This window comes from Pseudarthrobacter sp. W1I19 (genome assembly GCF_030817835.1).
Taxonomy (GTDB): domain Bacteria; phylum Actinomycetota; class Actinomycetes; order Actinomycetales; family Micrococcaceae; genus Arthrobacter.
Genome location: NZ_JAUSZR010000001.1, coordinates 2,703,417 through 2,722,250, shown reverse-complemented (window position 1 = coordinate 2,722,250; position 18,834 = coordinate 2,703,417). Strand labels below are relative to the sequence as shown.

At 65.8% G+C, this 18,834-nt stretch carries 17 protein-coding genes and 1 tRNA gene; 12 read left to right on the top strand and 6 right to left on the bottom strand.

The genetic code is table 11. From position 1 onward, the window contains the following. From QF038_RS12785 to QF038_RS12765, 5 genes are all read left to right on the top strand, one after another. A complete protein-coding gene (locus QF038_RS12785) occupies positions 1-1,110 on the top strand; it encodes a prephenate dehydrogenase (protein ID WP_307610478.1) in 1,110 nt (369 codons plus the stop codon). Next, positions 1,110-1,823 (top strand): (d)CMP kinase, encoded by a 714-nt coding sequence (gene cmk / locus QF038_RS12780; RefSeq protein WP_307610477.1) that lies wholly within the window; start codon positions 1,110-1,112, stop codon positions 1,821-1,823. The genes QF038_RS12785 and cmk overlap by 1 nt, the downstream gene beginning before the upstream one ends. A gap of 61 nt (positions 1,824-1,884) precedes the next feature. Further along, complete coding sequence (locus QF038_RS12775; protein WP_373461642.1) at positions 1,885-2,565, top strand: lysophospholipid acyltransferase family protein; 681 nt, start codon at positions 1,885-1,887, stop codon at positions 2,563-2,565. A gap of 10 nt (positions 2,566-2,575) precedes the next feature. Continuing rightward, positions 2,576-4,126: a ribosome biogenesis GTPase Der gene (gene der / locus QF038_RS12770; RefSeq protein ID WP_142063798.1), complete on the top strand. Its 1,551-nt coding sequence runs from the start codon at positions 2,576-2,578 to the stop codon at positions 4,124-4,126. Positions 4,127-4,273: 147 nt separating this feature from the next. After that, positions 4,274-4,350 (top strand) — tRNA-Pro (locus QF038_RS12765). 174 nt (positions 4,351-4,524) lie between these two features. Here the strand turns inward: QF038_RS12765 and QF038_RS12760 are convergent. Further along, the gene (locus QF038_RS12760) at positions 4,525-5,394 is read right to left on the bottom strand and encodes an Fpg/Nei family DNA glycosylase (RefSeq protein WP_307610476.1); all 870 of its coding nucleotides are present in this window, start codon (positions 5,392-5,394) and stop codon (positions 4,525-4,527) included. Positions 5,395-5,557: 163 nt separating this feature from the next. Between QF038_RS12760 and gcvH the strand changes: the two genes are divergently transcribed. The 5 genes from gcvH (at position 5,558) to QF038_RS12735 (ending at position 8,653) form a co-directional block, all read left to right on the top strand. Beyond that, the gene (gene gcvH, locus QF038_RS12755; protein WP_307610475.1) at positions 5,558-5,944 is read left to right on the top strand and encodes a glycine cleavage system protein GcvH; all 387 of its coding nucleotides are present in this window, start codon (positions 5,558-5,560) and stop codon (positions 5,942-5,944) included. Between the two features lie 159 nt (positions 5,945-6,103). Then, entirely contained in the window at positions 6,104-6,580 is a 477-nt protein-coding gene (locus QF038_RS12750) for an FHA domain-containing protein (protein ID WP_091422025.1), read from the top strand. A 23-nt stretch (positions 6,581-6,603) separates the two neighbouring features. Next, entirely contained in the window at positions 6,604-7,320 is a 717-nt protein-coding gene (locus QF038_RS12745; protein WP_307610474.1) for a MerR family transcriptional regulator, read from the top strand. Then, positions 7,320-7,823 carry a bifunctional nuclease family protein gene (locus tag QF038_RS12740; protein WP_050055549.1) on the top strand — a complete coding sequence of 168 codons (504 nt, stop codon included), beginning with the start codon at positions 7,320-7,322 and terminating at the stop codon, positions 7,821-7,823. Before QF038_RS12745 ends, QF038_RS12740 begins: the two co-directional genes overlap by 1 nt. A 236-nt stretch (positions 7,824-8,059) precedes the next feature. Beyond that, positions 8,060-8,653 carry a MerR family transcriptional regulator gene (locus QF038_RS12735; RefSeq protein WP_306632926.1) on the top strand — a complete coding sequence of 198 codons (594 nt, stop codon included), beginning with the start codon at positions 8,060-8,062 and terminating at the stop codon, positions 8,651-8,653. Between the two features lie 61 nt (positions 8,654-8,714). Here QF038_RS12735 and QF038_RS12730 read toward each other — a convergent pair whose 3' ends face one another. Next, a complete protein-coding gene (locus QF038_RS12730; protein ID WP_307610473.1) occupies positions 8,715-9,533 on the bottom strand; it encodes a ParA family protein in 819 nt (272 codons plus the stop codon). 302 nt (positions 9,534-9,835) lie between these two features. Between QF038_RS12730 and QF038_RS12725 the strand changes: the two genes are divergently transcribed. Further along, positions 9,836-13,234 carry a pyruvate carboxylase gene (locus tag QF038_RS12725; protein WP_307610472.1) on the top strand — a complete coding sequence of 1,133 codons (3,399 nt, stop codon included), beginning with the start codon at positions 9,836-9,838 and terminating at the stop codon, positions 13,232-13,234. 238 nt (positions 13,235-13,472) lie between these two features. Here the strand turns inward: QF038_RS12725 and QF038_RS12720 are convergent, their stop codons facing one another. Continuing rightward, positions 13,473-15,281 carry a long-chain fatty acid--CoA ligase gene (locus tag QF038_RS12720; RefSeq protein WP_307610471.1) on the bottom strand — a complete coding sequence of 603 codons (1,809 nt, stop codon included), beginning with the start codon at positions 15,279-15,281 and terminating at the stop codon, positions 13,473-13,475. Between the two features lie 190 nt (positions 15,282-15,471). Here QF038_RS12720 and QF038_RS12715 point away from each other — a divergent pair, with 190 nt between their 5' ends. Continuing rightward, the gene (locus tag QF038_RS12715; protein WP_373461566.1) at positions 15,472-16,563 is read left to right on the top strand and encodes an ROK family glucokinase; all 1,092 of its coding nucleotides are present in this window, start codon (positions 15,472-15,474) and stop codon (positions 16,561-16,563) included. Positions 16,564-16,582: 19 nt separating this feature from the next. Here the strand turns inward: QF038_RS12715 and QF038_RS12710 are convergent, their stop codons facing one another. From QF038_RS12710 to QF038_RS12700, 3 genes are read right to left on the bottom strand one after another with little or no spacing between them, the layout of a single operon-like run. After that, complete coding sequence (locus QF038_RS12710) at positions 16,583-17,146, bottom strand: hypothetical protein (protein WP_307610470.1); 564 nt, start codon at positions 17,144-17,146, stop codon at positions 16,583-16,585. Then, positions 17,133-17,948, bottom strand: a complete 816-nt coding sequence (locus QF038_RS12705; protein ID WP_307610469.1) for a carboxylesterase — start codon at positions 17,946-17,948, stop codon at positions 17,133-17,135. The genes QF038_RS12710 and QF038_RS12705 overlap by 14 nt, the downstream gene beginning before the upstream one ends. Next, on the bottom strand, positions 17,945-18,733 hold the full coding sequence (locus QF038_RS12700) for a carboxylesterase (RefSeq protein WP_307610468.1): 789 nt from the start codon (positions 18,731-18,733) through the stop codon (positions 17,945-17,947). Before QF038_RS12700 ends, QF038_RS12705 begins: the two co-directional genes overlap by 4 nt. Positions 18,734-18,834 lie beyond the last annotated feature (101 nt).

The following is an 18,834-nucleotide window of genomic DNA, read 5'->3' as shown; positions in this document are numbered from 1 at the left end:
ATGTCCGCTTTCCAGAGCCAGGGCCGCGGGCACCTGGACGGTCCGGTGGTGGTCCTTGGCACAGGGCTGCTGGGGACGAGCATCGGGTTGGGTTTGCGCGGCCGCGGGGTTCCGGTATACCTCTCCGATCCCTCGCCCACCAATCAAGCGGTTGCGGTGGACATCGGGGCGGGGCAGCCCTTGGCTGCGTTGACAGGGGAGACGCCGCAGCTGGTGGTTGTTGCCGCCCCGCCGGATGTCACGGCCGATGTTGTGGCGAAGGCGCTGGCTGACTACCCGGAATCGGTAGTGGTGGACATCGCCAGCGTCAAGGCGGGGATCCTCTCGGCACTGCGCAGCCGCGGCGTGGACCTGTCACGTTACGTGGGCACCCACCCCATGGCCGGACGTGAGAAATCCGGCCCGGTAGCCGCCCGTGGTGAGCTCTTCACGTCGATGCCGTGGGTGGTGTGCCCGTCTGAAGAGACTTCAGGTGCCGCACTCCAGGTGGCCCGCTCGCTGGCTGCCGACCTCGGAGCAGTCGTCTCCCAGTTCACCGCTGATGAACACGATGAAGCGGTGGCCCTGGTCTCGCACCTGCCCCAGGTGATGTCGTCGCTTTTGGCCAGCCGGCTTCAGGGCACGCCGCTGCACGCGCTCTCCCTTGCGGGCAACGGCCTGCGGGACGTTACCCGGATTGCTGCCAGCGATCCCACCCTTTGGGTGCAGATCCTGGGCGGCAATGCGGCCAAGGTGGTGGAGATCCTTTACGGCGTGCGCGAGGACCTGAACCGGCTGATCGGAACGCTGGAACAGCCCGCGGCTCCGGGTGCCCGCCTGGACCTCGCTCAGCTGATCAGCGAAGGCAATGCCGGACAGGCCCGGATTCCGGGCAAGCACGGCGGGCCTCCGCAGGCGTACTCCTGGCTCACCGTCCTGGTGGATGACAAGCCGGGCCAGATCGCGCAGCTCCTGACTGAAATCGGTGAAATCGGCGTCAACGTTGAGGACTTGCGGCTGGACCATTCGTCCGGACAGAACGTGGGCATGGTGGAATTGTCAGTGTTGCCCAACAAGCATGACCACCTGATCGAAGCATTAAACGACCGCGGATGGCGGGTACTTCAGTAATGACACAGGAACTTCTTGACACCCTGCCGGCGCTCCGCGTCGGCAGGCCACTGGTGGTTGCCATCGACGGGCCGTCCGGCTCGGGCAAGTCCAGCGTCAGCAAGGAAGTGGCACGGAGGCTCCGCCTCGCCTACCTGGATACCGGTGCAATGTACCGTGCACTCACCTGGCACTGCGTCACCAACGGCATTGACCTCGACGACGCCGCTTCCGTGGAGCAGGCCTCCCGCGACCTTGTCCTGGAACTGAGCACCAGCCCCAACGAGGAGTTCGTCCGCGTTGACGGCGTCGACGTCACCGACGCCATCCGGGAACCCGCCATCTCTTCGGCAGTCAGTGCCGTGGCCACCACCCTTGGCGCCAGGACGGAGCTCATCCGGCGGCAGCGCGCCCTGATTGAAAAGCACCACCGCCGCATGGTGGTGGAAGGCAGGGACATTACCACCGTCGTCGCGCCCGGCGCAGAGGTGCGGATGCTGCTCACAGCCAGCGAGGAAGCCCGGCTTCGCCGCCGCGGCATCCAGCTTGGCGGAACGCAGAACGCCGAACAGCTGGCCGCGCAGGTGACCCACCGCGACGCCAAGGACTCCACGGTGGTCAACTTCACGCAGGCCGCCTCGGGAGTGGTCACCCTGGACTCCTCGGACCTCGACTTCGACCAGACAGTTGCCGCAGCCCTGGTGATTGTGACCAAGGTCCTGAACCGTGACTGAGCCGGCCATCAACCAGCCCGCCATGGACCGTGGCAGGCCGGAGATTCCGCCCGGCTGGACCATGGCTTGGAGCAGGCCGGTGGGCTGGATCCTGGACCACCTGTTGTACCGGACGTCCGTCACCGGGCGGGATAACGTCCCCACCGGCGGGCCGGTGATTTTTGCCGCCAACCACATCAGCTTCCTGGACGGGCCGGTCATGTTCGGCGCCTCCCCGCGGCCCATGCACATCCTGGTGAAACAGGAAATGTTCACCGGCTTCCTGGGCCGGGTCCTCACCGCCTCCGGGCAGCTGCCGGTGGACCGTTCGGGAGACCGCGCCGCGTTGCAGCGCTGCCGGAAAGTGCTCGACGCCGGCCGTTGCGTCGGGATTCTTCCTGAGGGCACGCGGGGGAGCGGGGCCGCGGAAGACATCAACGGCGGCGTGGCCTGGCTGGCACTGAACTCCGGCGCCCCTGTGGTGCCGGTCGCGATCCTCGGAACCCGCAAAGGGGACGAACACCTCGATTCCGTACCACGGCCGGGCAGGCGGTTCCATGTCAGCTTCGGCAATGCGCTGACGTTGACCCGCCGGGCCGGCGAAAGCGGCCGTGCTTCAATGGACAGGGCGGCGCTGGAGATCCGCGCCGCACTGTCAGGGCATGTGCAGGATTCCATCCAGCTCACCGGGCAGCCACTGCCGGCGGCCGGCAATTCACAAAGACTTCAAGCAGTAGCCGGGACGCCGGCAGATGACCACTAAGGACAGTGCAATGAGCGACACCACCCAGACCTCCGGCCACCCAGGCGCCGGCGACGACGAATACACTCCGGCAGGCACCGACCAGGTTGCCGAGCGGCTGGCGGCAATTGACGACGACGAAGCCGAGCTTCGTGCGGCGTCCCTCCGGGCGGGCCTTGAGGACTACGACCTTGACGAGGACGATGCCGCGCTCCTCAGCGGCGACTTCGGCGACGAAGATTATGACGGCCCCGTCAAGCTGGATCCCGTCCTGGCCATTATCGGCCGCCCCAACGTGGGCAAGTCCACCCTGGTGAACCGCATCCTGGGCCGCCGCGAAGCAGTGGTTGAAGACACCCCCGGCGTCACCCGCGACCGCGTGATGTACTCCGCCCACTGGAACGGCCGCAACTTCACGCTGGTGGACACCGGCGGCTGGGAACACGACGCCCGGGGCATCCACGCCCGGGTGGCCGAGCAGGCCGAGATGGCGGTAGAACTCGCAGACGCAGTCCTTTTCGTCGTCGACTCCGCCGTGGGCGCCACCGCCACCGACGAAGGCGTGATGAAGATGCTGCGCCGCAGCAAGAAGCCCGTCATCATGGTGGCCAACAAGGTTGACGACTTCGCGCAGGAAGCGGACTCCGCTGCACTGTGGGGCCTCGGCTTCGGCGAGCCCTACCCCGTGTCCGCCCTGCACGGCCGGGGCGTAGCCGACCTCCTGGACCATGTGATGGACGTGCTGCCCGAGTTCTCCACCATTGAGGGCCTGGAACGCTCCGGCGGCCCCCGCCGCATCGCGCTGATCGGCCGTCCCAACGTGGGCAAGTCCTCGCTGCTGAACAAGCTTGCCGGCACCGAGCGCGTGGTGGTGGACAACACCGCCGGAACCACGCGGGACCCGGTGGACGAATTCATTGAGCTCGGTGGCCGGACGTGGCGCTTCGTGGACACGGCAGGCATCCGCCGCCGCCAGCACATGGCCCAGGGCGCGGACTTCTACGCCTCCCTGCGGACGCAGTCAGCGCTCGAAAAGGCGGAGGTCGCCGTCGTGCTCCTCGCCGTGGACGAGGTCCTCAGCGAGCAGGACGTCCGGATCCTGCAGCTCGCCATTGAATCGGGCCGGGCTCTGGTGCTGGCGTTCAACAAGTGGGACCTGCTCGACGACGAACGCCGGCGGTACCTGGAGCGCGAGATCGAACAGGACCTGGCCCATGTGAACTGGGCTCCCCGCGTCAATATCTCGGCGAAAACCGGGTGGCACAAGGACCGGCTGGTTCCGGCCCTGGATGTGGCGCTGGAAAGCTGGGACAAGCGCATTGCCACCGGCCGCCTGAACGCCTTCCTGGGCGAACTCGTGGCCGCCCACCCGCACCCGGTCCGCGGCGGCAAGCAGCCGCGCATCCTCTTCGGCACCCAGGCCTCCAGCCGGCCGCCGAAGTTCGTGCTGTTCACCACCGGTTTCCTGGATCCCGGATACCGCCGCTTCATCACCCGCCGGCTGCGGGAAACCTTTGGCTTCGAGGGCACGCCCATCGAGGTCAGCATGCGGGTGCGGGAAAAGCGGGGCAAGAAGCGTTAATTGCGACACACCCGGCTTGGAATCGGCGGAAAGTGTCACTGGCACCCTCCGGGATCGTGTAAGCTCTTCTAGGTGGTTCGGCCGGACTGCTGGTGGAAACCGCGGGTCAGCCCGCGGATGAAGCGCAGCGGAGAACGGCGGAACTAACGGGCTGTAGCGCAGCTTGGTAGCGCACTTGACTGGGGGTCAAGGGGTCGCAGGTTCAAATCCTGTCAGCCCGACCAAAAAAAGTGGAAGCACCGGAGAAATCCGGTGCTTCCACTTTTTTGTTGCCCTTTTGGCCGCAAACCCCAACCCGCTAAGCCGCTAACCATGGCTTCGCACCCTCTTCCGGACGCAACACCCAGGCGTTCGCGGTGGATTTGTCCGGATGCGGGTGTCTTCCGGGGAACCCGCCCTTATTTAAGGAACTTCGAGGTTCTGCGGTCGGCCAGGATCTTGCCCTTCGTCTGGCAGGTGGGGCAGTACTGCAGCGCCGTATCGGCGAAGGAGACCTCGCGGACGGTGTCCCCGCAGACAGGACACGGCTGGCCTGTCCGGGCATGGACCCGCATGTGGCTGCGCTTGACGTCCTTCAGGTCCTTGGGCGGCTTGCCGCATGCCTCGGCCAGGGCTGTGCCCAGGACGCTGTGGATGGAGTCGTAGAGCACCTGGACCGTCCCGCGGTCCAGCGACTTGGCGGTGGCAAAGGGTGAAATCCGCGCCGCGTGCAGGATCTCGTCGCTGTAGGCGTTGCCGATGCCGGCGATCACGCTCTGGCTCCTCAGGAGCCCCTTGATCTGCTGCGAGCTGCCGGCGAGGATCTCCGCCAGCATGTCGGCGTCGAACGCCTCGGTGAACGGATCCGGTCCCAGCGTGGCGATCCCCGGAACCTCCTGGGGATCCCGCACCACGTAGACGGCCAGGCTCTTCTTGGTTCCAGCCTCGGTGAGGTCGATGCCGCGGGCACCATCCGCGCCGCTAAACGTGAAGCGGGCAGCGATGTGTCCCTTGCCCATCCGCAGTTGCGCATCCGTGGGGGAATCCGTGAACCGCACCCAGCCGGCCCGAGCCAGATGGAATACCAGGGAAATTCCTCCGGTGTCGATGCTGACGAACTTGCCAAATCGCCTCACTCCGGTCACCGTCCTTCCCTCGAGGGCGTTGAACGGCGGATCAGCTGTCTTGAGTACCGCGAAGGAAACGATCTGCACTTTGGTCACCGACGTTCCCTGCAGATGATCGTGAAGAAATTCGGCCAGGCCGGCCACCTCGGGAAGTTCGGGCATGACTTACCCTGCGGCTTCCCCGGGTGCGGGAACAGTGCGTGCGGTCATGGGTCCCATCTTGTCAGAATCGTCCGCGAACGCCCCGGCACTTGTGCCTATACTTTCAGCGGCGGCCTGTTTGGGCCCCGTTGACATTGGTGTTCGACCCGATGAAAGGCCCCTGATGAGCAACATTCCCGAAGACCTGTCCTACACCGCCGAACATGAGTGGGTCTCTGCCCCCAACGCCGACGGCGTGGTAAGGGTGGGCATCACCGACTTCGCCCAGGACGCACTAGGGGACGTTGTGTACGCCCAAATGCCCGAAGTTGGGACAAAGGTTAAGGCGAACGAAGTAGTGGGCGAGGTTGAGTCCACCAAGAGTGTCAGCGACATCTACGCGCCGGTCAGCGGCGAAATAGTTGCCCGCAACGATTCCCTGGACACTGATTCGGCCCTGATCAACACCGATCCCTACGGCGACGGCTGGCTCATCGAAGTCAAACTGGCCGAACCGGACGCCGTCGAGTCATTGCTCAGTGCATCCGAGTACGAACAACAGGTAGGCTGAAACCTAACCGGTACATCCGGTTCGGCCGGACGTGAAGGCGGAACGTCTTCGCACGTCAGCGGCCGGATCGGAAGCCGGTTCCGGACCTGCAGGGCAGGTGCGGAGGGTAAAAAAGCTGAATGCCGGCGTGAGAGCCGCATAGTCGAAGAGGAGGAGTCCATGGCTGGCCACACACACAACCCTGCCGATGGGGAATACGGCAATGGTGCGGCTAGGGCGTCGGAGACCACCTCGATCCACCTCACCCCGGTGACCGATGAACCCACCATTGCACCCAAGCTGTCATCCGATGAGCGCAGCTCAGTCGAGGCACTGCCCGCGGGGTCCGCGCTCCTCGTTGCGCACAGCGGCCCGAATGCCGGTGCCCGCTTCCTGCTGGATTCTGACGTCACCACCGCCGGCCGCCACCCTGATGCCGACATATTCCTCGACGACGTCACCGTTTCCCGCCGCCACGTGGAATTCCGGCGCACTGCGCGGAGCTTCGAAGTGGTGGACAAGAACAGCCTGAACGGTACCTACGTCAACCACGACCGCGTTGACAGCGTGGAGCTCAAGTCCGGCAGCGAAGTCCAGATCGGCAAGTTCCGCCTCACCTTCTACCTGAGCCCTGCCAGCGCTGCAGGCCGCGGCTGATCCGGGGACCGCTGCCTGTGGCAATGGCACAACCGGAACGCCGGGGACCGCAGGTCCTGAACATCGGCGAAGTCCTCGCCCAGCTCAGCGGCGACTTCCCGGGCATGACCGCGTCGAAAATCCGGTTCCTTGAGGAAAAGGGGCTGATCAACCCGCGGCGCACCCCCGCCGGTTACCGCCAGTATTCCGACGGCGATGTGGAGCGGCTGCGCTTTGTCCTGGCTTTGCAGCGGGACCAGTACCTGCCCCTGAAAGTCATCAAGGACTATCTTGACGCCATAGACAGGGGAGAACGCCCGGAAATCCTGCCGCCCGGCGTCGTGGTTTCGCCGCGGGTTGTGTCCGATGAACTGGCCGCGGAACTGCAGAGCCGCGGACGCAAGCTCAGCGAGGAACAGTTACGGACGGAGTCCGGCGCCAGTGTCCCGCTGCTGCAGGCCCTGCTGAGCTTCGGCCTGATCAGCCACTCGAACGGACAATTTGACGAGCACGCCCTCCAGGTGGCCCGGGCGTGCGTGCAGCTGGAAAGCCACGGGCTTGAACCGCGCCACCTCCGACCCTTCCAGGCAGCAGCCGAACGGGAGTTCGGGCTGGTGGAACGTGCAGTGGCGCCCCTTGCCTCGCGCAAGGACGCCGCGTCCCAGGCGCGCGCGGCGGAGGCGGCCCGCGAAATCAGCGACCTTTGCCTCACCCTGCACCGGGCCTTGGTGCAGGACCACATCTCACGCATGGACATCTGATGATTGAAGTCGAGATTGTAGGGGTTCGGATCGAACTGCCTTCCAACCAGCCACTGGTCCTCCTGCGGGAGATGCACGGCGAACGCCACGTACCCATCTGGATCGGCACCCCGGAGGCAAGCGCCATCGCCCTGGCCCAGCAGGGTGTGGTTCCGCCACGGCCGATGACACATGATCTCCTCGTGGACGTTGTTGAATCGCTGGGCCATTCCGTGGTCAGCGTCAACATCGTTGCAGTGGAGGACAACATCTTCTATGGCCAGCTTCAGTTTGAGAACGGCACCACCGTCAGCTCGCGGGCGTCCGATGCACTCGCCATCGCCCTTCGTGCCAAATGCCGCATCTGGTGCGCAGACTCGGTCATGGACGAAGCCGGCGTGCGGATCACCGAGCACGATGAGGGGGAGGACGCGGAACCCGGCCCCTCCGTGGACGAGGAGCGCGAACTGCGCCGCTTCCGTGAGTTCCTGGACGATGTGGAACCCGAGGATTTCGACGGCTAAGGTCACGTTAAGGTTAAAGTTGAGGATGAAAGTTTCGACACGCCTCTTTCAACCGGCCAACGTCTTTGACCTTGGGTCCCTGCAGGCCTAACGTCAAAGTATCAAGTTCCCATTGCTTACGGCAGCCGCGCAGGTCACACTGGAAGGTGCGCCCCGCGGAAATTACAGGCATGGTCTTCGTACCTGTTCCTGCCGTTGCAGTTGTTCACGGGGGGCTTATGACAAGGAGGATCCAGGTGAGTCCCAAAGGCGAAGCAGGCGGGCTGAAGCAGCCCACGGCTGGTGTTGCTATGCCCGCGAGCGGTGCCCAGGGCCTCCTGTTCACCGAAGACCTTCCCGTTCTGGACGAGGATGCCGGATACCGCGGCCCCACCGCCTGCAAGGCTGCAGGCATCACCTACCGCCAGCTGGACTACTGGGCACGCACCGGGCTGGTTGAACCCGCTGTCCGCGGCGCCGCCGGCTCGGGGTCCCAGCGTCTGTACGGCTTCCGCGACATCCTGGTGCTGAAGGTGGTCAAACGACTGCTGGATACCGGTGTCTCACTGCAGCAGATCCGCACGGCTGTAGAGCACCTGCGTGAGCGCGGTGTGGAAGACCTCGCCCAGATCACCCTGATGAGCGATGGCGCCAGCGTATACGAGTGCACCTCGGCGGACGAGGTGATCGACCTCGTGCAGGGTGGGCAGGGCGTATTCGGCATCGCGGTTGGGCGTGTCTGGCGCGAAGTGGAAGGCAGCCTGGCATCGCTTCCGAGCGAGCACGCTGCTGAGCAGTCCTTTCCGGACGACGAATTGAGCAAGCGGCGGGCCGCGCGCAAGATCAGCTGACAGTTTAAACAGCAGAAGCCGCCCTCCCTACGGGGGGGCGGCTTCTGCTGTTTAGCTGGCTTTACCGGGCGCGGCTGCGCAGGCCGCTGCCTACTGTCATCAGGTTCGCCAGCAGCTCGTCAAACAGTGCGGCGGCGGACTTGGCGGAGTCTCCCGGCCAGTGGTGTACGGGGTGCGCTGCGCCCTGGATTTGCTGCCAGTTGGCCTGCTCCGGGATCCTGGGGCTTAACAGGAGGTCGCCGAACATCGACTCCATCTCGGCCAGCCGGTAGCTGTGCTCCGAGGAGCCGGACCGAACGCGGTTGGCGATGATGCCGGCTGGAGAAAGGTTGGGCGCAAATTCCTGCCGGAAAAGCTGGATGGCCCGCATGGTCCGCTCGGTACCGGCCACGGAGAACAACCCCGGCTCGGCGACGAGTGCCACCTTTTCGCTGGCAGACCAGGCCATGCGCGTGAGGCCGTTGAGCGACGGCGGGCAGTCAATCAGGACCAGCTGGTAGTCTTCGGCTCCGGCCAGCACCGAAGACAGCCGGCGAAGGTCGCGGCGGCTGAGGTCGGGGCGGTCGTAGATTCCTGTGTAGGCAGAGCCGACGGCGACGTCCAGGACTGCGGGGCCGGAACCGTTGGACTGGGCCAGCCCCGCCCAGCTGCTGCCCGCAACGTTTTCTGCGAGCTTAGCGCGGCGGGGGTTCTTGAGCATCCTGCCAATATCCAGCTGGTCGCCCGGCTGGACGCCCAAGGCGGTGGTCGCGTCTGCATGGGGATCAAGGTCCACCACCAGTGTGCGGACACCTGCGGCAAGTGCGGCGGACGCCAATCCTGTGGTCACGGAAGTCTTGCCGACTCCACCCTTGAGGCTGCTGATGCTGACTACTTGCACTTGAGAGACCAAAACCTAACGCCGGATGCCGTGTTGGGGGTAATGTTTGCTCCGGCAGCGCCGAAGCCGGACGGTCCTGCCGCCCTACTCATCATATGTGGATGCATCGGCGAATCCTGCTTTATGGGGCGTCGGCATGGCACGGACTGTGCTGTTGGAGGCGGTTTGCCCCCGGCCCGGCGAAAGGGTTCAGGACATGACGGGGAAATCTGTGACGGTGGCCACAAAGATTTGTGTTTGTCCTTGTAGGTCCTAGACACTGTGACCACTCACCGATCCACCCGCAATGATGCAGGAGAAGTATGTTTTCCAAAGTTCTGGTGGCCAACCGCGGCGAAATCGCGATCAGGGCCTTCCGCGCCGGCTACGAGCTGGGCGCCAAGACCGTTGCCGTTTTCCCACAGGAAGACAGGAACTCGATCCACCGCCAGAAGGCGGACGAGGCCTACCTGATTGGCGAAGAGGGCCACCCCGTCCGTGCGTACCTGGACGTTGCAGAAATAGTGCGGGTTGCCAGGGAATCCGGCGCGGACGCCATCTACCCCGGCTACGGGTTCCTCTCCGAAAACCCGGACCTGGCCCGAGCGGCCAAGGACGCGGGCATCACCTTCGTTGGCCCTCCGGCTGAAGTGCTGGAACTTGCAGGCAACAAAGTGGCGGCACTGAAGGCCGCCCGTGACGCGGGTGTTCCGGTCCTCAAGTCCAGCGCTCCGTCGAAGGACCTGGACGAACTCCTGGCGGCGGCCGATGAAATCGGCTTCCCCATCTTCGCCAAGGCCGTGGCCGGCGGCGGCGGACGCGGCATGCGCCGGGTGGACACCCGCGAAGCCCTGCCCGAGGCATTGCAGTCCGCAATGCGCGAGGCAGATGCGGCATTCGGCGATCCCACCATGTTCCTCGAGCAGGCCGTACTGCGCCCGCGGCACATCGAAGTGCAGATCCTCGCCGACGCCGAGGGCAACGTGATGCATCTCTTCGAACGGGACTGCTCCATCCAGCGCCGCCACCAGAAAGTCATCGAGATCGCGCCGGCGCCCAACCTGGACGAGGGGATCCGGCAGGCCCTCTACCGGGACGCCGTCAAATTCGCCAAAGCCCTGAACTACGTCAACGCCGGAACTGTCGAGTTCCTGGTGGACACCGTGGGTGAGCGCGCGGGCCAGCACGTCTTCATTGAGATGAACCCGCGCATCCAGGTGGAGCACACTGTCACCGAAGAGGTCACCGACGTCGACCTCGTCCAGGCGCAGATGCGCATCGCCGCAGGAGAGACCCTGGCTGATCTTGGCCTCTCCCAGGACACCGTCAAGCTGCGCGGTGCCGCGCTGCAGAGCCGCATCACCACCGAAGACCCGGCCAACGGTTTCCGTCCCGACGTCGGAAAGATCACCGGCTACCGCTCGGCGGGCGGTGCGGGTGTACGGCTCGACGGCGGCACCGTCTACTCCGGTGCCGAAATCAGCCCGCACTTCGACTCCATGCTGGTCAAGCTCACCTGCCGCGGCAGGGACTACCCGGCAGCCGTGGCCCGCGCACGACGTGCCCTCGCCGAATTCCGGATCCGCGGCGTCTCCACCAACATCTCCTTCCTGCAGGCAGTGCTTGACGATCCCGACTTCATTGCCGGTGATGTGGCCACGTCCTTCATCGACGAGCGCCCGGAACTGCTCAAGGCCCGCGTCTCTGCAGACCGCGGCACCAAGCTCCTCACCTGGCTGGCCGACGTCACGGTCAACAAGCCCAACGGTGAGCTGACCGTCCACTCGAACCCCGCCAGCAAACTCCCGTCCGTCAAGGACCAGCAGGCTGCTCCGGGCTCACGCCAGAAGCTCCTGGAACTGGGACCGGAAGGCTTCGCCAGGGCACTCCGCGAGCAGAACGCGGTGGCCGTCACGGACACCACTTTCCGCGACGCACACCAGTCCCTGCTTGCCACCCGCGTCCGGACCCGGGACCTCGTCGCGGCCGGCCCCGCAGTGACCGCGCTCCTGCCGCAGCTGCTGTCCGTTGAAGCCTGGGGCGGCGCCACCTATGACGTTGCCCTGCGGTTCCTCGGCGAAGACCCGTGGGACCGGCTTGCTGCCCTGCGCCAGGCGCTTCCGAACGTCTGCCTGCAGATGCTGCTGCGCGGCCGCAACACCGTGGGGTACACGCCCTACCCCGAAGAGGTCACCGAAGCCTTCGTCAATGAGGCCGCTGCGACCGGCATCGATATCTTCCGGATCTTCGATGCCTTGAACGATGTCAACCAGATGGCACCGGCCATCCGTGCAGTCCGGGCCACCGGAACTGCCGTGGCTGAAGTTGCCCTCTGCTACACGGGTGACATGCTGGACCCCAACGAGAAGCTCTACACTCTGGACTACTACCTGGAGCTCGCGCAGAGGATCGTTGACGCCGGAGCCCACATCCTGGCGATCAAGGACATGGCCGGCCTGCTCCGCCCCGCGGCAGCTGCGAAACTGGTCTCAGCACTCCGGGAACGCTTCGACCTTCCGGTGCACCTGCACACCCACGACACCGCAGGAGGCCAGCTGGCCACCCTGCTGGCTGCCGTGGATGCCGGTGTGGATGCCGTGGACGTCGCCTCGGCATCGCTGGCGGGAACCACCAGCCAGCCGTCAGCGTCCGCCCTGGTGGCGGCCCTGGCACACACCCCGCGGGACACCGGGCTCAGCCTGGAGGCCGTCAGCTCGCTGGAGCCTTACTGGGAGGCTGTCCGCCGCGTCTACGCACCGTTCGAGTCAGGCCTTCCGGGCCCCACCGGACGCGTGTACCAGCACGAGATCCCGGGCGGGCAGCTCTCGAACCTCCGCCAGCAGGCCATGGCACTGGGCCTCGGGGAGCGCTTCGAAGCGATCGAGGACATGTATACCGCCGCGGACCGCATCCTGGGCCGGCTGGTCAAGGTGACGCCGTCTTCGAAGGTTGTGGGCGACCTCGCACTCCACCTGGTAGGCCTGAACGCGGACCCGGCAGACTTCAACGAGAACCCGCAGAACTACGACATCCCCGATTCGGTCATCGGATTCCTGTCCGGCGAACTGGGCGACCCTCCGGGCGGCTGGCCCGAGCCTTTCCGAACCAAGGCCCTCCAGGGCCGGAGCGTGAAGGTCCGGGACGCCGAGCTCAGCGCCGAAGACAGCGCTGCACTGAAGTCCGATTCGAAGACCCGCCAGCACACCCTGAACAGGCTGCTCTTCGACGGACCCACCAAGGACTACCTCAAGAGCGTGGAAACCTACGGCAACATCTCGGTGCTGGACACCCGCGACTACCTGTACGGCCTGCAGCGGGGCAAGGAGCACGAGATCCAGCTCGAGAAGGGCGTCCGGCTGATCGCGTCACTGGAAGCCGTGTCCGAGCCTGACGAAAAGGGCATGCGCACGGTTATGTGCACCCTGAACGGCCAGTCCCGTCCCGTGGTGGTCCGCGACCGTTCAGTTGTCAGCAACGTCAAGGCCGCCGAGAAGGCCGACCCCAACCAGCCCGGCCACGTGGCAGCGCCGTTCGCCGGTGCCGTCACCGTCACCGTCAAGCCCGGTGATGAGGTCAACGCCGGTGACACCGTGGCAACCATTGAGGCAATGAAGATGGAGGCCTCCATCACGACGCCGGTAGCCGGCAAGGTTTCCCGGCTCGCCATCTCCTCGGTGGAGCAGGTAGAGGGCGGAGACCTGCTGCTGGTAGTGGAGCAGTAAAGCCGCCGAGTTAGCGCCACATACAACGAGAGGGTCCCCCGTCAGGAGGACCCTCTCGTTGCATTTGCGGCAGTGGTAGAGGCAGGCCCCGATCCTCTGCGTGCTATTCCCCGCGCCCTGCCGAGGCCGCTGCGCGGCGGGCAGGGGCGCGGGGCCCCTTTTACGCACGCTGCCGGACCGGTGCCTGCCCCCGTGGAGGCCGGCACGCAGAGGACCGGGGCTGCCTCGCCCGCGGGCGTCAGGCGCGCGGTGCTGCGTACATTTCTTCGATGACGGTCTCGAAGTCTTTCATGACCTGGGCGCGCTTGACCTTCATGGATGGGGTCAGGTGGCCGGAGGCCTCGGTGAAGTCGGCCGGCACGATCCGGAAGGACTTGATCGCTTCGGCCTGCGAGACGGAAGCGTTCGCTGCGGTGATCAGGTCCTGGACCGCGGCCTTGACCACGGGGTTGTTGGCCGCCTCGTCCAGGGATGTGGTGGCAGGGAGGCCGTGGCGCTGCAGCCAGCCGGGCAGGGCTTCCTGGTCCAGGGTGACCAAAGCCCCGATGAAGGGCCGGTTGTCTCCGACCACCAGGACCTGGGAGACCAGGGCGTCGGCACGGATCTGGTCTTCGAGCAGCGCAGGGATCACGTTCTTGCCGCCTGCGGTGACGATGATCTCCTTCTTGCGCCCGGTGATCCATACGAAACCATCCTCGTCGAGGCGGCCGACGTCGCCCGTGCGGAACCAGTCGCCGTCGAACGTGTCTCCGGTGAGGTCTTCGCGCTTGTAGTAGCCGCGCATGACGCAGACGCCCTTGGCAAGGATCTCGCCGTCCTCGGCGATCCTGACGGCGTTCCCCGGCAGCGGCTTGCCCACGGAGCCGATCTTGATCAGCGACGGAGTGTTGACGGAGATGGGGGCAGTGGTTTCGGTGAGGCCGTACCCTTCAAGCACCTGCAGGCCGATGCCCTGGAAGAAATGGCCCAGGCGTTCGCCCAGCGGCCCGCCGCCGGATACCGCATGGGCAACGTGTCCACCCATCGCAGCCCGCAGCTTGCCGTACACCAGCTTGTCGAAGAGGGCGTGGCGAAGCTTAAGTCCCAGCCCCACCCGCCCGTTCTGGCGTGCCTTCGAGAAGGCGATGGCCGTCTCGGCGGCCCGGTGGAAGATGGCTCCCTTGCCGCCGTCCTCCGCCTTGGTCAGCGCCGAGTTGTATACCTTTTCGAACACCCGCGGCACGGCCAGTATGAAGGTGGGCTCGTAGCTCTGCAGGTCCGAGAGGAGGTTCTTGATGTCCGGGGTATGGGCCACGGTGGTTCCGGCTGCCATGGCCAGGACGGAGATGAAACGGGCGAACACGTGCGCCAGCGGCAGGAACATGATGGTTTTGGCGTTTTCGTGGACGATCTCGCCGATAATGGCCAGCGCGTTCTCCGAGAGTTCCACGAAGTTCCCGTGTGTGAGTTCGCAGCCTTTGGGGCGTCCGGTGGTGCCCGAGGTGTAAATGATGGTCGCGACGTCGGCCAGGCCGGCGGAGGCGCGGCGCGCTTCCAGGTCCGCGTCGCTGACATCCCGGCCGGCCTCCCGGAGCGGGTCGAGGCCGCGGCCTTCCAGCTGCCACACGTGCTGGAGGGAAGTGAGTCCCTCGGCATTGACGGCCTGGCGGATCACGTCCTCGTGGTGGGCGGCCTCGCCGAAGGCTGCCACGGCACCGGAGTCACCGAGGTTCCAGGCCACCTGCGAGGGGGAGGAGGTCTCATAGATCGGTACCGAAACACCGCCGGCAAACCATATGGCGAAGTCCACCAACGCCCACTCGTACCGCGTCCGGGACATAATCCCCACCCGGTCTCCGGCGGCCACGCCGCTGGCCATCAGGCCCTTGGCGAGGGCGGTGACATCGGCGAGGAAGTCCGTGGCGGAAATGTCCTGCCAGGATCCGGCGGAGTCCAGTCGCGAAAACAGTGAAGGGTTGCTGGGCTTGGCGGCCTGCCGCAGTACCAGGTCCGTGATGTTGGTTTCCGGTGGGACAACAACAAGAGGCGGAACACTGAATTCGCGCACTATAGCTCCTTTGATATCCGAAGACCCGGGCAGGGTATGCCTAAAGACTAGTACGCCTCTACCGGGCCATGCAGGATTCTAAGTTACTCGTCGGTAACTTAGTCGTCAATGCCCGGGGCCCAGTCTGCTGACTGGACATGCTGGCCGGCACCTGCCTGCCCGGGAGGCCACCGGCCTAGAATGGTTGACTATGTATGCACCGCCTCCCGGCGAACAGGCCGGCCCCCTGCGACGACCCGTTCCCTGGAGGCAGCGGTCAGCCCGCGGCGGGGCAAGGATGCGGCATGGCGAGAGCTTCCGCGAGCACCTGCGCCTGGGGCGGCGGGGCCTGGCCATCGGCATCGACATTGGCGGAACCAAGGTCGCTGCGGGCGTGGTGGACGCCGAGGGCAGGATCCTCAGCGAGGCCCGCCGTTCAACGCCCGGGACGGATCCGCGGGCAGTAGAGAGCGTCATTGTCGAGCTCGTCGAAGAGCTGGGCCGCGGACACCGGATCTGGTCCGTGGGAATCGGTGCGGCCGGCTGGATGGATCTCGACGGCGGCACTGTGCTTTTCAGCCCGCACCTGGCCTGGCGGAACGAACCGTTGCGCGAGAATCTCCAAAAACTGTTGCGCCGTCCAGTCCTGCTGGCGAACGACGCCGACGCCGCGGCCTGGGCGGAATGGCGCTTTGGTGCCGGGCAGGGTGAAGACCGGCTGGTGTGCATCACCCTGGGCACGGGAATCGGTGGCGCCATGGTGATGGATGGCCGGGTGGAGCGGGGCAGGTTTGGTGTGGCCGGCGAGTTCGGCCACCAGATCATCATGCCGGGCGGGCACAGGTGCGAGTGCGGCAACCGGGGGTGCTGGGAGCAGTACGCCTCCGGAAATGCGCTGGGAAGGGAGGCCCGGATCCTGGCGCGGGCGAACGGTCCGGTGGCGCAGGAGCTCCTGGCGGCCGTGGGCGGACATTCCGAAACGATTACCGGTGCCGTTGTCACCGAACTTGCCCTTGCCGGGGACGCCGCTTCACGTGAACTTCTGGACGAAGTGGGCGAGTGGCTTGGGCTGGGGCTTGCCAACCTGGCGGCGGCCCTGGATCCCGGCCTGTTCGTTATTGGCGGCGGCCTGTGTTCGGCCGGGGACCTCCTCGTGGAACCTGCCCGGAAGGCGTTTGCGCGGAATCTGACAGGCAGGGGCTTCCGGCCCGCCGCCGGAATCGAGTTGGCGGCCCTGGGACCGAACGCCGGCCTCATCGGCGCGGCGGACCTCTCCAGGGTCAGCAGCAGGCTGCGCGGCTGAAGTAACGCAACGCCCGGGGCTAAACCCGGGCGCCGTCGTCGTTGTCGTCTTTTTCCTGCGGAAGCTTCATGATCAGGTACACGGTTCCGAGGACAAACACCGCAACGATGCCCACAATGGCCAGCAGCGGCGCGGAGCGCCAGAACATGGCCGACAACAACAGCGCTATGGGCCCGCCCACCGCTGCAAGCCATGCCAGCATGGTCAGCGGGTCGGTTCCGGCCAGGCTCGGTGGCTCCTCGGGGACGAACTCGCCCCCGTTCTCAATCGCATCGTAGTCACGGGGCCCGCCCGCGCTGCGGCCAGCGGCATCGGTGTCCCGGCTGGCGGCGGAGGCTTCCTGGCGTTCGGCGGCAGACAGTTCAGCGGGCGCGGCTCCGGCAAGGCCCAAGGGATCGAAGTCCCGGAAGGTCGGTGCCCCTCCAGCCGCGGCAGGCGTACCGGGGGACTGCCCTGTTGCAGTTTCACCGGATTGGGCTGGTTCGGCGGTGGGCTTTCCTTCCAGCCGGGCCACCAAGTCAAGCCAGACGGCGTCATCCTGGTTGGCGCCCTGGTCCGGTGATCCGGGGTCAGGCCTGTTCATGGGAAGCCTCCTGGCCGGACGGGGCAGGGATGGCGGATGCAGGACCGGCAGCGGGGACCACGCTGCGGATAAAGTCCACGGAACCCTGGAAAATCTGCTCCGCATCGTTGTCCATGGTGGCCACATGGTAGCTGTTTTCCAGCCGGACAAGCTCAAGGTGTGCGTGCGTGAGGCCGCGCCGGAGTGCCATGATGCTGGCATCGGACACCACGTGGTCGATGGTGGAACGGTAGGCGCGGACGGGCGCCGTAACCCTCGGCAGGATCCGGATGGTGTCCTTGAACATCTTGTTCAGCTCGTGGGCGGCGGCTACCGGAGTGCGGGGGTACGCTCCCTCGTCCATGCCTTCCTTGAGGATGTCGTTCGCGATGGCCGGCGTGCTTTTCATGACGAGCTTGAGGATCCCTGCAAGCGGCGCCCGGGGGTCGTCGATCACCAGCCCCGGGTTCACCAGGAGCACTCCGGCCACCGGGCGGGTAGCGGCGATGCGCAGGGCGAGTGCTCCGCCCATGCTCAGCCCGGCGGAGAAGACGTAGTCGCAGTCCGCGTCCAGCTCCAGGTATGCGTCGTCGAGGACACCGTGCCACTGCTGCCACCGGGTCCGCGCCAGTTCCTGCCAGCTGGTGCCGTGTCCGGGGAGCAGGGGCATCCGGACGGCAAAACCTGCGGCGGCGAATGCGTGCGCCCAGGAGCGCAGGCCATGGGGACTCCCGGTGAACCCATGCGAGAGGACCACGCCGATCCTGGGACCGTCGCCGCTGAACGGACTGCTGAAAGGGCTATGGTCCGGACTGGAGGTCATGGGGTCTCCATTGAGGTGCTTTGACGGGCGTGGGTTTGGAAAAAAGCGCTGGATTTCGTGAAGATCTCGGGCGCGTCCACATCCAGCGTAGCTACATGGCCGCTGCTGGCAAGGCCCACTACCTCCGTGAGGCGGGAGCCCAGGCGGTGCCGCAGCACGGCCACCGAGGTGGGCGGCACCACTGTGTCCGTATCGGACTTGAACACCTGCACCGGTGCGCTGATGCGGGTCAGCCCGCGGATGGCTGCGCCGAACAGTTTCTTCAATTCGTGGACAGCGGAGAGGGGCGTGCGCGAATAGTCCCCGTCCTCGGTAGCAACGGCCGTTGCCTGCTCCTCCTGGATGGGCACGGTGGTTTTCTGGAAATACTTGAGTACGCCAATGACGCGGACCCGCCGGTCGTAGAAGCTGAGGCCGGGGTTGACCACCGAAACGCCTGCCACTGCGTGCCGGGAGGCGGTGAGCAGGGCGATTGCTCCGCCCATGGACAGGCCGGCAACAAAGCATGTGTCGGTGCTTTCGGCCAGGTCCAGGTAGGCGGTTTCGAAACTGCTGTACCACTCGTTCCACCTGGTCCGGGAAAGCTCGCGCCAGTCCGTGCCGTGGCCGGGCAGCAGGGGAACGGTCACCGCGTAGCCCTGGGAGGCGAGGTGTTGCGCCCACGGCAGGACACTCAGCGGGCTGCCGGTGAAGCCATGGCAGATGGCGATGCCAATCCTGGCGTTGGCCCCATGGCCGGGATAGCTGAAAGCGGCAGGACCTGACGGGATGCTGCTTTCGCTCATGACTCCATCGTGTCACTGTTCCGGACAAATCTCACTAGAGTAGGGTTTCATTGAACTGCTGACCAGGCCCGATGCCGGGCGTGAAGGCTGCCTTCGGAGGG

What these genes read in the sequence shown, in the direction of transcription:
- QF038_RS12785 (WP_307610478.1), top strand. Translation starts at nt 1, where the DNA reads ATGTCCGCTTTCCAGAGCCAGGGCCGCGGGCACCTGGACGGTCCGGTG.
- cmk (WP_307610477.1), top strand. Translation starts at nt 1,110, where the DNA reads ATGACACAGGAACTTCTTGACACCCTGCCGGCGCTCCGCGTCGGCAGG.
- QF038_RS12775 (WP_373461642.1), top strand. Translation starts at nt 1,885, where the DNA reads ATGGCTTGGAGCAGGCCGGTGGGCTGGATCCTGGACCACCTGTTGTAC.
- der (WP_142063798.1), top strand. Translation starts at nt 2,576, where the DNA reads ATGAGCGACACCACCCAGACCTCCGGCCACCCAGGCGCCGGCGACGAC.
- QF038_RS12760 (WP_307610476.1), bottom strand. Translation starts at nt 5,394, where the DNA reads ATGCCCGAACTTCCCGAGGTGGCCGGCCTGGCCGAATTTCTTCACGAT.
- gcvH (WP_307610475.1), top strand. Translation starts at nt 5,558, where the DNA reads ATGAGCAACATTCCCGAAGACCTGTCCTACACCGCCGAACATGAGTGG.
- QF038_RS12750 (WP_091422025.1), top strand. Translation starts at nt 6,104, where the DNA reads ATGGCTGGCCACACACACAACCCTGCCGATGGGGAATACGGCAATGGT.
- QF038_RS12745 (WP_307610474.1), top strand. Translation starts at nt 6,604, where the DNA reads ATGGCACAACCGGAACGCCGGGGACCGCAGGTCCTGAACATCGGCGAA.
- QF038_RS12740 (WP_050055549.1), top strand. Translation starts at nt 7,320, where the DNA reads ATGATTGAAGTCGAGATTGTAGGGGTTCGGATCGAACTGCCTTCCAAC.
- QF038_RS12725 (WP_307610472.1), top strand. Translation starts at nt 9,836, where the DNA reads ATGTTTTCCAAAGTTCTGGTGGCCAACCGCGGCGAAATCGCGATCAGG.
- QF038_RS12715 (WP_373461566.1), top strand. Translation starts at nt 15,472, where the DNA reads ATGTATGCACCGCCTCCCGGCGAACAGGCCGGCCCCCTGCGACGACCC.
- QF038_RS12710 (WP_307610470.1), bottom strand. Translation starts at nt 17,146, where the DNA reads ATGAACAGGCCTGACCCCGGATCACCGGACCAGGGCGCCAACCAGGAT.
- QF038_RS12705 (WP_307610469.1), bottom strand. Translation starts at nt 17,948, where the DNA reads ATGACCTCCAGTCCGGACCATAGCCCTTTCAGCAGTCCGTTCAGCGGC.
- QF038_RS12700 (WP_307610468.1), bottom strand. Translation starts at nt 18,733, where the DNA reads ATGAGCGAAAGCAGCATCCCGTCAGGTCCTGCCGCTTTCAGCTATCCC.